Below are 13,704 nucleotides of genomic sequence, written 5' to 3'. Positions count from 1 at the left end.
TGTTCCAAGCCGCGTATGCCGACGCCTGCGATACGCTTCCCATCCGAGGAAATACAGCAAATTCAAGCAGAAAGCCTACCCGCGCACAGGTCTCCTAGGCGCGGACAAACCCCTTGCTGGCGACCATCAGATTGCGCGTGTAATCTTCCTTGACATCGCCGGCTGCCAATTCTTTCGCAGTCAGCCTCTCGACGACCGCACCGTTACGCATGACGGCCAGGCGCTCGCACATATGGGTGATGACGCCGAGATCGTGGCTCACCATCACGAAGGTCAGATGGCGGTCCTTGCGCACCTGTTCGAGCAGGTTCAGCACTTCGGCCTGCACGGAAGCATCCAGCGCCGAAGTCGGCTCGTCGAGCAGCAGGATGGACGGTTCGACGATCAGCGCGCGCGCAATGGCGACGCGCTGGCGCTGGCCGCCGGAGAGCTGGTGCGGATAGCGGAAGCGGAAGCCCTTTCCGAGACCGACTTCGTCCAGCGCCCTGGCGATGCGGGTCTCCGTATCGCCGATCCCGTGAATCGACAAAGGCTCCAGCAGCAGCCGGTCGATCGTCTGGCGCGGATGCAGGGAGCCATAGGGGTCCTGAAACACCATCTGCACCTGACGATAGAAGGTCTTGCTGCGCCTGGCGCCCTTCAGCTGTTCGCCGCCGACCTGGATCTTGCCGTCGGTAACGGGCGCGAGGCCGGCAACGGCGCGCAGCAGCGTCGATTTGCCGGAGCCGGACTCGCCGACCAGACCGAAGGATTCGCCCTTGTTCACGTCGATGCCGACGGCATCAAGGGCGTAGTAGCCATCATAGACGACGCTGAGGCCATCAACTGCGAGCGCTGTCGTCATGCCGCCCACTCCGGCTTGCGATCGAGCACCGGCAGCGGATGCCTGTTTTCGCCGATGACCGGCATGCAGTTCAGCAGGCCGCGTGTATAGGGATGCTGGGCATTGTTCAATTCGGAAGCCTTGAGCTCTTCCACCACCTTACCTGCATACATGACGATCACGCGGTCGCAGAAGGACGATACCAGCCGCAGGTCGTGCGAGACGAAAATCAGCCCCATGCCGCGCTCCGACACGAGCTTGTCCATGATCTTGAGCACATCGAGCTGAACGGTAACGTCGAGCGCCGAGGTCGGCTCATCGGCAATCAGCAACTCCGGCCCGGCGATCAGCATCATGGCAATCATGACGCGCTGGCCCATGCCGCCCGAGACCTCGTGCGGATGCAGGTCGTAGACACGGCCTGGATCGCGGATCTGCACCGCTTCCAGCATGGCAAGCGCGCGGTCACGAGCTTCGGCCTTGCTGATCTTCTCATGTGTACGCAGCGTCTCGGTAATCTGCTTGCCGATGGTCATGACCGGGTCGAGCGAATATTTCGGATCCTGCAGCACCATGGCGATGCGCTTGCCGCGCAGCGACCGGCGTTCTTTGGCGGAAATCGACAGGAGGTCGATGCCGCTGAAGTCAAGCTTGTCGGCGGTGACGATGCCATGCGGCGGCGTCAGCCCCATGATGGCACGGCCGGTCTGTGATTTGCCGGATCCGCTCTCGCCGACGATGCCGAGCCGCTCGCGACCGAGCGTGAAGGACACACCGCGTACGGCGCCGATGACGCCGGTGCGGGTCGGATAACGAACCCTGAGGTTCTCCACGGTTAAAAGTGTCGTCATTGCCCGCTCTCCTTCGGATCGAGCGCATCGCGCAGGCCGTCGCCGAGTAGGTTGAAGCCGAGGCTGACGATGAGGATCGCAATGCCAGGCATGGCCGCCACCCACCATTGATCGAGATAGTATTTGAAGCCGCTTGCGATCATCACGCCCCATTCCGGCAGCGGCGGCTGCGCACCAAGACCAAGGAAGCCGAGACCCGCGGCCGTCAGGATCACGCCGGCCATGTCGAGCGTGACACGGACGATCACAGAGGAGATGCAGAGCGGCATGACATGCCGGAAGATGATGCGCAGCGGCGAGGCACCCATGAGCTGCACCGCGGCGATATAGTCCGAACGCCGCACCGTCATGGTTTCGGCGCGTGCCAGACGCGCATAGGGTGGCCAAGAGGTGATGGCGATCGCGATGACGGCATTCTCGATGCCCGCGCCGAGCGCGCCGGCGAAGGCAAGCGCCAATACCAGCTTCGGAAAGGCAAGGAAGATGTCGGTGATGCGCATCAAGATCGTGTCGGTCCAGCCGCCGAGATAGCCCGACACCATGCCGATGGTCAGCCCGATCGGCGCCGAGATGATCGCAACCAGAATGACGATGTAAAGCGTCCAGCGCGAGCCGTAGATGAGGCGCGAGAGGATGTCGCGCCCGAGGTCGTCGGTGCCGAGAAGATACCCCGGCGTTCCCGGCGGTTTCAAATAGGCATTCGTGAGATCGCCGATGACGGGTGAATGCGGGGCGATGACATCGGCAAGCGCCGCCACGAGCACGAGCGCGATGATGATTGCAAGCCCGATCACGGCCAGGCGGTTGGCGGAAAATTGCCGCCAGGTGACATAGGCGCGCCCTAACCTCGCCTGCCGGCGCGACTGCGGCCGGTCGGAGAGCAGCCAGTCCCTCAAGCTGGATTGGGTGGTCTCGACAGTCATTTACGTCGCGTCCTTGGGTCGAGGGTCCGATAGAGCAGATCGGAAATCAGGTTGATGCCGATGAAAACCGTGCCGATGACGATGGTCCCCCCGAGGACGGCATTCATGTCGGCATTGCGCAGTGAGCTGGTTATGTAGAAGCCGATGCCCGGCCAGGAGAAGACGATCTCGGTCAATACCGATCCCTCCAGCAGCGAGGCGTAGGAAAGCGCGATCACAGTGATCAGCGGCACCATGGCGCTGCGCAGCGCATGGCCCCAGATCACCCGCGCCTCGGAAAGCCCCTTGGCGCGGGCCGCGACGATATATTCCTGGCCCAGTTCGTTCAGCATGAAGCTGCGCGTCATGCGGCTGATATAGGCGAGCGAGAAATAGCCGAGCAGCGACGCCGGCAGGATGATGTGACGGAACACGTCCCAGAAGACGTCCCATTGCCCCTGCATCGCGCTGTCGAGCAGGAAGAAACCCGTGATCGGCGTGAAAGTATATTCATAGGCGATGTCGATGCGGCCGGGATAGGCGACCCAGTTCAGCTTCGCATAGAAGATGACGAGCGAGACCATGGCCAGCCAGAAGACCGGCAGCGAATAGCCGACCAGGCCGATGACGCGCACAATCTGGTCGATGATGCTGTTGCGGCGCACGGCAGCGAGAACGCCAAAGGGAACCCCGAAAACGGCGCCGATGATCGTGCCGACCGTCGCAAGCTCCATCGTCGCTGGGAAGACGCGCCGGATGTCATCCATGACCGGATTAGTCGTCAGCACCGACGTGCCGAAATCGCCGCTCAGAGCGCTCACGAGATAATAATAGAACTGGAGATAAAGCGGCTGGTCGAGATGCATCTCGCGCCGCAGGCGTTCCAGTATCTGCTGAGGCGCGTGATCGCCGGCAATCGCCAGTGCCGGATCGATCGGGATGACCCGCCCGATGAAAAAGGTGACGGCCAGAAGACCGAGATAGGTTGTGACGGCCACGACAAGGAATCGCAGCAGCCCCATGAAAAAGGGAGCGGTACGGCCCTTCTTGGGCCGCACCTGCATTTTCCGTTCGACAGTGCTCAAAGACCTAGTCCTGCCGGATCATCACTTGGAGATCGGCCAGACGAAGTTGTTGTCGAAGCTCGGACCAAGCTTGAAGTCCTTCACGTCCTTGCGATAGCCGGCGACTTCCGTCTGCTGATAGAGGATGATGAAGGGGCTTGCTTCCAGGAATTTCTTCTGGATGTCCTGATACATGGCGCCACGCTTGGCCGCATCGCCTTCGAAGAGCGCAGCCTTGGCGAGCTTCTCCAGTTCGGGAGTGGTCCAGGTGTTGCGCCAGACCAGCGTCTTGTTGCTGCTGGTATCGGAATTGTCGTCGTTGGTGGTGAATGTATCGGCGTTGGAATGGGGGTCCCAATAATCCGGGCCCCAGTTGCCGAAGTAGATATCGTGGTTGCGGGCACGATACTTCGTCAGCTTCTGCTTTCCGTCACCGGGGATGATCTCCACCTTGATGCCAGCCTGGCCGAGCGTCTGCTGGATCGCAGTCGCGATGCCCGTATCCGGCTCGATGCTGCGCACGTCCATGGTGATCGAGAAGCCATTGGGCAGGCCTGCCTTGGCCAGCAATTCCTTGGCCTTGGCGACGTCGAGCTTGAACGGGTTTTCATCGAGCGAGCCAAGCATGCCCTTCGGTTCGAAGGTCTGGTGGATTTCGCCGATACCCTTGATCAGCGTCTTGCCGATGGCATCGTAATCGACCAGATACTTGAACGCCTGCTGCACTTCCGGCTTGGCCAGGTTGGCGTTCTTCTGGTTGAGGCTCATATAGTAGATGGTGCCCTTCGGCGCGCTGGTCGAAGCAAGCTGCGCGTTCTTCTCGACAGCCTCAAGATCGGTCGGCGAGAGATTGCGGGCGATATCGATATCGCCGTTTTCAAGCGCCAGACGCTGTGCCGAGCTTTCCTTCATGAAACGATAGATGACGCGGTTCAGCTTCGCCTTTTCGCCATAGTAGTTGTCATTGCGCTCCAGCACTACAGCCTCGTTGGCGCGCCATTCACGCAGCTTAAACGGACCGGAACCGGCAAAGCCAGTCTTCAGCCAGCTGTTGCCGAAGTCGTTGTCATATTTGTAGTCGGCGGTCGGCGTTGCCGGCTTCACATGCTGCAGAACCAGCTTCTTGTCGACCACTTCGGCAACGGTTGCCGTCAGGCAGTTCAGCACGAAGCTCGGCGCATAGGGCTTGTCGACAGTGAAGGTGAAGGTGTTCGCATCGGTCGCCTTGGCCTTGTCCGTGACGTTGTCGCCCGTGATGCCGAACTGCGTGAGAATGAAGGCCGGGCTCTTGTTGAGCTTGACGACGCGCTCGAAGGACCAGGCGACGTCCTCGGCCGTAATCGGGTTGCCGGACGCGAACTTCAGACCGGGCTTGAGCTTGAACGTGTACGTCAGGTGATCGTCGGAAACAGACCAGCTCTCGGCAAGGTCACCCTTGATCTTCGACGTATCGTTGATATCGAGACGGACCAGCAGGCTATAGGTGTTGCCGGTGATTTCGGCAGCCGACAGTTCGTAGGCTTCGGCCGGATCCATGCTCAGAATGTCATCGAAGGCAAAACCCTCGACCAGAGTGTCCTTGGGCGTCGCAGCATATGCGTTCGGCGCCGCCATCAGCAGAAGCGAGAGAGCCACGCCGGCAGACAGTGCGCGCAAACCGCGGTTCATCTTGGTCATCATCATTGTTTTCATTCCCCTTTTTTAAACTCTACGCAATATTCAGTACGCACTCTAACGGCTGCCTTCCTTCCAAGCGGACGCGAGGACGCGGAGCCAGTTCTCCCTGCACAGCTTTATAAGATCGGCTTCACCATAACCAGCGCTCCGAAGAGCGGCAATCAGCTTTTGGTTACCGGCTGCATCGCCGATCTCAGCCGGAATCGTGGCACCATCGAAATCCGATCCGAGGCCCACGCAATCGATGCCAAGGCGGCCGACGAGATGATCGACATGCCGTACCATCGCCTCGAGCGGCGTATCGGCATCCGAGCGGGCATCATCGCGCAGCATCGCCGTCGCATAGTTGAGGCCGACGATGCCGCGGCTCTCCTTGATGGCGTCAAGCTGCTTGTCGGTGAGGTTGCGCGCGACCGGCGTCAGCGCATGCGCATTGGAGTGGCTCGCGACCAGCGGCTGATCCGAGGTCTTCGCCACATCCCAGAAGCCTTTCTCGGTGATGTGGGCGAGATCGACGAGGATGCCGAGCTGGTTACAGGCGCGTATCAGTGCAAAGCCGGCGTCGGTGAGGCCAGGTCCTGTGTCCGGGGAGCTCGGATAGGCGAAGGGCACACCATGGGCAAAGACATTGTTGCGGCTCCAGACCGGGCCGAGCGAGCGCAGGCCGGCTGCATAGAAGGTTTCGAGTGCGACGAGATCGGCGTCGATCGCTTCGCAGCCTTCCATGTGCATCACAGCCGCGAAAATTCTTTTCTCTATGCAATCGCGGATCTCGGCAGTGGAACGGCAGAGCTTCCAGGCGCCGGCGCGGTCGAGCCGCAACGCAATCGCCGCCATATCCAGCGCGATGTCGAGAGAAGGCGCCCGCTCCAGCGGAGCCGCGAGCGGCGTCGCATAATGACCGTTGCTATCGGGATCGGCAAAAACGAGATCGCCCGACGGAATATAGATGGCGCAGAGGCCCCCAGCTAGGCCCCCGGCCAGCGCGCGGGGCGCATCGATATGGCCGCTAGACGTCCCGTCCCGGAATTCGGCAACCGGATCGGCGCCGTCGCGCGCGTGATGCCAGAGCCTCAGGAGAACGTCGTTGTGACCATCGAATACGGCTTGCATTGTCTATCCCGGATGAAGCGCTCGGGTGAGCGAATGGAAAGCGGCCAGAATAGAAAAGCTGACAGGATTCGCCATACCAAAATGAAAAAAATTTGCATTTGCATGGAACTGCATATTCGAATGGAAAAAGGCGGGGCAAACACCCCGCCTTGAAAGCATGCTTTACAACGCTGATGATGTGTCGGGCATTCAGCGCTTGGCCCGCTTCTTCTGGCGGTAGACGTCGATGGCAACGGCCGCGACGATGATGAAGCCCTTGGCGATTTCCTGGTAATAGGCATCGACGTTGAGGAAGGTGAAGCCGGAGATCATGACACCGAGGATGACGGTGCCGATCACCGTGCCGGCGATGCGGCCGACGCCGCCGGTCAGCGACGTGCCTCCGATGACTGCAGCCGCGATCGCATCCAGCTCATAGTTGACGCCCATGCCGGCCTGCGCCGTCTGCACGCGGGCGGCGGTGATGATGCCGGCAAGGCCCGCCAGAAGCCCGGCAATCGCATAGACCTTGACCAGATGCGCCTCGACATTGATGCCCGAGACGCGCGCCGCCTGTACATTGGCGCCGATCGCATAGGTGAACTTGCCGTAGCGCGTGTAGCGCAGCACGATGTGGAAGGCGATTGCGATGATCAGGAAGACGATGACAGGCCAGATGCCGGAACCGATGAAATTGAACTGGTCGGTGAGGCCCGAAATCGGCTGGCCCTTGGTGTAGAGCTTCGACAGGCCGCGGGCCGAGACCATCATGCCAAGTGTCGCGATGAAGGGCGGAATCTTGGTCTTGGTGATCAGCTGCCCGTTGATGTAGCCGGCAAGAAGACCGATCAGCAGGCCGATGCCGATCGGCACGAAGAAGGGCATGTCGGTCAGTGCGGGATAGACGGCCCTCGCCCAAGTCGACGACTGAGCAAAGCTTGCGGCGACCATGGCCGTGAGGCCAACGACAGAGCCGGACGAGAGGTCGATGCCGCCTGTGATGATGACCTGCGTCACGCCGACCGAGATGATGCCGATGACGGAGACCTGCAGGATCATGATCTTGAGGCGCTGCAGGTTCATCAGGAAGCTCTGGCCGACGAAGATCCAGCCGAGGATCTCGCAGAGGAGCGCAATGCCGATCAGCACCAGGAAGATGCCGAGTTCGGGCGGCACGCGGCGCCTTTTTGGCCGTGTGACTGCCGGGGCGGCCGCCTCTGCAACTTTGCTAACCATGGTTCAGTCCTCCCTTGCGATGATTGGCGGCGTCACTGCGCGGCCAGCTCCATCACCTTCACTTGAGTTGCTTCCGCGCGATCCAGGAATCCGGTGACCCGTCCTTCATGCATGACCATGATGCGGTCGCTCATGCCGAGCACCTCGGGCATTTCCGAGGAGATCATGATCACGGCGACGCCGTTGCGCGCCATCTCGGTAACGAGACGATGGATCTCGGCCTTGGCGCCGACATCGATGCCGCGCGTCGGCTCGTCCAGGATCAGAATGCGGGGATTGGTGAGCATCCACCGGCCGATCAACGCCTTCTGCTGATTGCCGCCGGACAGATTTTCGATGCGTTCGTCGAGGTTCGGCGTCTTGACGCGCAACTTCCTGGCCATTTCCTCGCAGGCCTCTTCGATCGCGCCCTCCTGCACGAAGCCGCCGCGCACGAACTTGTCGTGCAGCACGGCCACCTGCATATTCTCCAGTACGCTCAAGATGAGAAGACAGCCCGTATCCTTGCGGTCCTCTGTCAGGAAGGCCATGCCATGGCGGATCGCCGCCGCCGGCGACGAAATCTCGGTCCTCTTGCCGAAAAGCTCGATCGTGCCGGAAGAGGCGGGCGTCACGCCGAAGATGGTTTCGGCAACATTGGACCTGCCTGATCCCACCAACCCGGCCACGCCGAGAATTTCGCCGGCCTTGACGTCGAAGGACACGTTGGAGAAGACGCCGTCGAGGCTCAAATCCTTGACCGACAACACGGTGTCGCCGATCGGCACCTCCTCCTTCGGGAACATCTGCGTGATCTCGCGGCCGACCATCATGCGGATGATGTCGTCGCGGGTCACGTCGGTGGAAGCATGGGTGCCGATATATTTGCCGTCGCGGAACACCGAGAATTCGTCGGCGATCTCGAACAGCTCATTCATCTTGTGGGTGATATAGACAATGCCGATGCCTTGGGCGCGCAGGTCGCGGATGATCTGGAAGAGATGCGCAACCTCGCGCTCCGTCAGCGCCGAGGTCGGCTCATCCATGATCAGCACGTCGGAATTATAGGAGACCGCCTTGGCGATTTCGACCATCTGCCGGCTCGCGACCGAAAGCTCACGGACCTGGATCTCGGGATCGATAGAAATATTGAGGCGCTGGAAGAGCTCCTCGGTCTTGCGGCTCATCTCCGCGTGATCGACGAGACCGAACCGGTTCTTCGGCTCACGTCGGATCCAGATATTCTCGGCAACGGTCATGAAGGGCATCAGGTTCAATTCCTGATGAATCATGGCGATGCCGTTTTCCAGTGCGTCGAGCGGTGACTTCAGCCGGATTTCGACACCCTTGAGGCGCACCTCGCCCTGATCGGGGATATAAATGCCGGCAAGGATTTTCATCAGCGTCGACTTGCCCGCGCCGTTTTCGCCCATCAGCGCATGCACCGTTCCACGCTTCAGGCGGAAGGAAACGTCGTCGAGGGCGACCACGCCGGGAAATTCCTTGCGGATGCCTTCGGCGCTCAGCAGATAGGCGGCATTGGGAACAACGCCGCTGGCGCGCACCGCCGCCATGGTGGATGGGCTCACAACCATTTTTCCCTCCCGGGCAGATCGGATTTCAAAGGATGCGGGTTTTCGAGCCCGCATCCGTCGATCATTTCGTCCTCAGTTCTTCTTGACGAAGTCCTTGACGTTGGCCGGCGTGACGAGCTGGAAGGGGATGTAGACCTTTTTCTCGATCTTATCGCCCTTGGCGAGCTTGAGCGCGGCGTCCACGGCACCCTTGCCCTGGCCTGCAGCATCCTGGAACACGGTGACCTTCAGGTCGCCGGCCTGCATGGCGGCAAGCGCATCCTGCGTGGCGTCGACGCCGGCAACGATGATCTTGTCGAGCGGCTTGCCGGCGGCCTTCAGCGCTTGGATGGCGCCGATAGCCATTTCGTCGTTGTTGGAGATGACGGCATCGAATTCGATGCCGCTAGAAAGCCAGTTGGTCATCAGGTCGGCACCCTGGGTACGCTGCCAGTTGGCGGTCTGCTCCTGAACGATCTTGATGCCCTTGCAATCGTCGGTCGCCACGACATCATGGACGTCCTTGGTGCGCATGCGGGCAGCCTGGTTGGAAAGCTCGCCCATCATGATGACGGCCTTGCCCTTGCCACCCAGCAAGCGGCAGACTTCCTTGGCTTCCAGCGTACCGGATTCCTGCTCGTTGGAGGCGACGAAGGCCTGCTTGTCCGGAAGGCTGTCGACGTTTGCCGGCTCGCGGTTGACGTAGACGAGCGGGATCTTGGCATCGGCGGCGAGCTTGGAAATCGCAGCCGTCGCGTCGGTATCGACCGGGTTCACGATGATGGCATCGACCTTACTGGCGATGAAGTTCTGGATCTGGCTCTGCTGCTTGGCGATGTCGTTCTGCGCATCTTCGACCTGCAGCGTCACGCCCTTGTCCTTGGCGTAGTCCTGCATACCATTACGCAGAACGGTCAGGAAATTGTCGTCGAATAGAGCCATAGAAACGCCGATGGTTTGGGCGTGGGCGGCGGTCGACAGCAGGAGAGCCATCGCAGAGCCAAGGATAAATTTCTTCATGTTTTCCTCCCAGATAAGGTGCCCGGCCACACCCCTCCTAAATGCCGGAGCCCCCAGCCTCGACTGCGGGGCCTCTATTCAATTCAGCCGCCACTCCCATGGCGGCCACATCGAAAACGGAACAAACAAACCGTAAAAATCATTATGCGGAATATTCATTCCATTTTTCAGGACAAAGGTCAACAGCAAAATCTGGGCGCATCGCCGGACCGGGGAAGACGAGTTTTCTCGTCGCCGCCGCTGCAAGATCGGATGATCAAACCTACATACGGGCGCCGACGCCGTGGAACGGTTATTCCATCGACATGGGATTGGAATAGAATGTCGGTGAACCAACCGGCCACGCCGCGACCCGCAATGGAGAACACGCATGCCCTCGATGTACAATTTCTCGGTCCCGATCTTTCAACGCGGCCTGCAAAACCTTTCGGCCTATCTCGACAAGATCGAAGCCTATGCGGCGGAAAAAGGCATTGCGGCGGAAGAACTCGTTTCCGCGCGCCTGATCGACGACATGCTGCCGCTCTCCGGCCAGTACCAGCGGGCCTCCGATACGGCGAAGCTCACCATTTCCCGCCTTGCCGGCATCGATGCGCCACGTTTCGAGGACAATGAAGTTACCGTCGCAGACCTGCGCGAACGTCTGAAGAAAACGCAGGATTTCCTGGCAACGATTACCCCGGCCACGATGGAAGGAAGCGAGACGCGGGAAGTGACGATCGCGCCAGGAGGCAACAAGATCACCTTCAAAGGTGAGGACTACCTGGCGAAATTCGCGCTGCCGAACTTCTTCTTCCACGTCACCACGGCACACGACATCCTGCGCAGCCGTGGGCTATCCGTCGGCAAGATGAACTATCTCGGCTCGTTCGCCTAAAGAGCAATACCCGGAAAAGTGCGCAACGATTTTTCGTCCGGAATTGCGTAAAAGCAAATGACAGAAGCCGATCAGGGCCGGAGCGATACCGGCCCTTTTTCCGTCAGTTCCGTATAGGCGAGCGTCTGGTCCAAATGCTCCGCCCGAAGAGAAAGGAGCTTTTCGGCATAGACAAGCCTGATCGCCAGATAGGCGCCGTCTTCGGCGACGTTGGACAGCTCCGCCGGATCCTTCTCAAGATCGAAGAGCAGCGGCGGAAGCCCGGCGCAATGGACGTATTTGAATCGCTCGTCGCGCATAACAGCCAGATTGCAGGCATTGGACCGCAAGCCGAAATGCCGCTCCGGAATACCCTCGGCGATATCGCGGAAATCGAACTCCCAAAAAGCCGCATCGCGCCTGTTTTCCGGTTCGGACCCTGCAAGGAACGGCAACAGGCTTTCGCCATCGACATGGTTTGCCGGCGCGATGCCAAGCCGGTCGCATAGGCTCGGGAAAATATCCGCGGCACTGGTGAAACGCTCTACCTGTCGGCCACGCATTGCGGGTTGACCGGGATCGCGAATGACGAGCGGAACATGATAGCTGCCATCGAAGAAACCGCCCTTCCCGAGCATCCAGTGATCGCCCATCATCTCCGCATGGTCTGATGTAAGGACAATCACCGTATTGTCCCAGGCACCGGCATCCTTCAATGCTTGCCAGATCCGGCCAAGCTGCGCGTCGACCTCGGCGATCATGCCGTAGTAAATCGCGCGGATGGCCGCAAAATCCTCGGACGTCCACTCATCGATGGAGCCCTTGCCGCCATAGATGAAGCCGCCTTTGCCGATCAGCGGCAGGCCGAAGGCAAGCAGCGGATGCGACGCCATCTCCGTCTCGCGATCGGCCGCGCGCGCAAAAGCCGGGCCGTCGGCGGCCGAAAACATGCGGTTATAAGGCTCCGGCACCGAGAAAGGCGGATGCGGCCGCAGGAAGGAAACATGCGCGAACCAGGGCTGATCCTGCTCTCCGAGCCAGCGGATGAACTCACCCGCTAAAAAGGCCGTCTGCGTCTCGTCCCTGGAATAGGCAGGCGCATTGCTGGAAATCTCACCGGGCTCGGCGCCGACCGGAATATGAATATCGCGGCTGACGGCATCGGCATGGCCGCGCGACCGCAGCCAGGAGAGCCACTGCTTCTCGTGCTCGGGCAGAAGCTGCCGCGCCGTAAAGCCGGGCAGCACGCCTTCGTAAGTCGTCAGATGCGGATCGTGGGGATCGCGGCTGCGCGGATCCGGCGCCGTATCCGTATAGCCGAACAGCGTCGGCTCGTAGCCGGCCCGGCGTGCGGCAAGCGCGATATTGTCGAAACGCACGTCCAGCGGTGAACCATTGCGGCAAACACGATGGTTCATTTGATAGAGGCCGGTATAGAGCGTCGCGCGCGCCGGCGAACAGGGGGCCGTTCCGGCATAATGCCGCCGGAACAGGACGCCTTCCTCTGCCAGCGCGTCGACGTTCGGCGTCTTCACGCATTGATGCCCGACGGCGGAAAGGCAATCTCCGCGCCACTGGTCGGCCGAAATCAGCAGGACGTTCGGGCGTTTGCCCCCAACAACTGAGGAACGCCGTTCAGTGCTGGTTGGACTTGGCATGCCAATTCCAGGCGGATTGGATGATCTCGGTCAGATCATATTGCGGCGACCAGCCGAGGATATCGCGCGCCTTGTCGTTATTGGCGACCAGCGTCGTCGAATCGCCCTCTCGGCGGCCCACATACTCGACCGGGAACGGCCGATTGGACACTGTCTCGATCGTGCCCAGCAGTTCCTTCACCGTCGTTCCCGTGCCCGTGCCGAGATTGAGCGCGACGGAATCGCCGCCATCAAGCAGATATTCCACGGCGCGGACATGGGCATCGGCAAGATCGAGCACATGGATGTAATCGCGCACGCAGGTGCCATCGCGCGTGTCATAATCGCTGCCAAAGACCTTGAAGCCCTGGCGGCGACCGAGGGCGGCATCGATAGCGAGCGGGATCGCATGGGTTTCCGGCGTATGCCACTCACCGATGCGCCCCTCGAAATCGGCGCCGGCAGCATTGAAATAGCGCAGAATGACGGAGCGCAGCCCCTTGTACTGGTCGTAATCGGCGAGCGCCTGCTCGACGATATATTTCGTACGGCCGTAAGGGTTGATCGGCACCTGCTGGTGGCTCTCGTCCAACGGCACGCTCTGCGGCAGACCGTATGTTGCACAGGTCGAGGAGAAGACGAAAGCCTTCACACCGGCCGCCTGGGCTGCTGACAGCAGGGTCAGCGTGCCGATAACGTTGTTTTCATAGAAAGAAACCGGATCCTTGACCGACTCGCCGACCTCGATCAGCGCGGCGAAATGCAGGATGGCGGTAGGTTTGTGTTTGGCCAGCACCTCATCGAGACGGGCGCGATCGCGGATATCGCCTTCCTCGGCCGGACCCCATTTGACGAACTCGCGATGACCATTGGAGAAATTGTCGTAAACGACAGGCTTGAACCCCTTGTTCGCCAGATCCAGACAAGTGTGCGAACCGATATATCCGGCTCCGCCGACCACAAGCACCGTTTCTCCTGCCATGACCATCCCTT

12 protein-coding genes are annotated in these 13,704 nt (G+C 60.5%); 1 reads left to right on the top strand and 11 read right to left on the bottom strand.

The annotated features are described in order from the left end of the window. Nucleotides 1–94: 94 nt before the first annotated feature. From PH562_RS29865 to PH562_RS29825, 9 genes are all read right to left on the bottom strand, one after another. A complete protein-coding gene (locus PH562_RS29865; RefSeq protein WP_113231309.1) occupies nucleotides 95–844 on the bottom strand; it encodes an ABC transporter ATP-binding protein in 750 nt (249 codons plus the stop codon). Further along, entirely contained in the window at nucleotides 841–1,674 is an 834-nt protein-coding gene (locus tag PH562_RS29860; RefSeq protein ID WP_285177497.1) for an ABC transporter ATP-binding protein, read from the bottom strand. Before PH562_RS29860 ends, PH562_RS29865 begins: the two co-directional genes overlap by 4 nt. Further along, complete coding sequence (locus PH562_RS29855; RefSeq protein WP_285177495.1) at nucleotides 1,671–2,597, bottom strand: ABC transporter permease; 927 nt, start codon at nucleotides 2,595–2,597, stop codon at nucleotides 1,671–1,673. Before PH562_RS29855 ends, PH562_RS29860 begins: the two co-directional genes overlap by 4 nt. After that, complete coding sequence (locus PH562_RS29850; RefSeq protein WP_285177493.1) at nucleotides 2,594–3,661, bottom strand: ABC transporter permease; 1,068 nt, start codon at nucleotides 3,659–3,661, stop codon at nucleotides 2,594–2,596. Before PH562_RS29850 ends, PH562_RS29855 begins: the two co-directional genes overlap by 4 nt. 21 nt (nucleotides 3,662–3,682) lie before the next feature. Then, nucleotides 3,683–5,323: an ABC transporter substrate-binding protein gene (locus PH562_RS29845; protein WP_113231305.1), complete on the bottom strand. Its 1,641-nt coding sequence runs from the start codon at nucleotides 5,321–5,323 to the stop codon at nucleotides 3,683–3,685. A 48-nt stretch (nucleotides 5,324–5,371) separates the two neighbouring features. Beyond that, entirely contained in the window at nucleotides 5,372–6,430 is a 1,059-nt protein-coding gene (locus PH562_RS29840) for a dipeptidase (RefSeq protein ID WP_113231304.1), read from the bottom strand. A gap of 189 nt (nucleotides 6,431–6,619) precedes the next feature. Further along, nucleotides 6,620–7,645, bottom strand: coding sequence for an ABC transporter permease (locus PH562_RS29835; protein ID WP_041677729.1), 1,026 nt, complete (start codon nucleotides 7,643–7,645; stop codon nucleotides 6,620–6,622). A 32-nt stretch (nucleotides 7,646–7,677) separates the two neighbouring features. Beyond that, nucleotides 7,678–9,219, bottom strand: coding sequence for a sugar ABC transporter ATP-binding protein (locus tag PH562_RS29830; RefSeq protein WP_113231303.1), 1,542 nt, complete (start codon nucleotides 9,217–9,219; stop codon nucleotides 7,678–7,680). A 72-nt stretch (nucleotides 9,220–9,291) separates the two neighbouring features. Then, nucleotides 9,292–10,218, bottom strand: a complete 927-nt coding sequence (locus PH562_RS29825) for a sugar ABC transporter substrate-binding protein (RefSeq protein ID WP_285177491.1) — start codon at nucleotides 10,216–10,218, stop codon at nucleotides 9,292–9,294. 370 nt (nucleotides 10,219–10,588) lie between these two features. Here PH562_RS29825 and PH562_RS29820 point away from each other — a divergent pair, with 370 nt between their 5' ends. Then, nucleotides 10,589–11,095: a DUF1993 domain-containing protein gene (locus PH562_RS29820; RefSeq protein ID WP_285177489.1), complete on the top strand. Its 507-nt coding sequence runs from the start codon at nucleotides 10,589–10,591 to the stop codon at nucleotides 11,093–11,095. A 71-nt stretch (nucleotides 11,096–11,166) separates the two neighbouring features. Here PH562_RS29820 and PH562_RS29815 read toward each other — a convergent pair whose 3' ends face one another. Both PH562_RS29815 and galE read right to left on the bottom strand, forming a co-directional pair. Then, nucleotides 11,167–12,732, bottom strand: a complete 1,566-nt coding sequence (locus PH562_RS29815; RefSeq protein ID WP_285177488.1) for an alkaline phosphatase family protein — start codon at nucleotides 12,730–12,732, stop codon at nucleotides 11,167–11,169. Then, nucleotides 12,710–13,693 carry a UDP-glucose 4-epimerase GalE gene (galE, locus tag PH562_RS29810; RefSeq protein ID WP_285177487.1) on the bottom strand — a complete coding sequence of 328 codons (984 nt, stop codon included), beginning with the start codon at nucleotides 13,691–13,693 and terminating at the stop codon, nucleotides 12,710–12,712. The genes PH562_RS29815 and galE overlap by 23 nt, the downstream gene beginning before the upstream one ends. Nucleotides 13,694–13,704: the final 11 nt, after the last annotated feature.

Origin of the sequence: Rhizobium centroccidentale (genome assembly GCF_030182565.1) — a bacterium.
Classification (GTDB): Bacteria; Pseudomonadota; Alphaproteobacteria; order Rhizobiales; family Rhizobiaceae; genus Rhizobium.
This window is presented reverse-complemented; position numbering and strand designations above follow the sequence as displayed.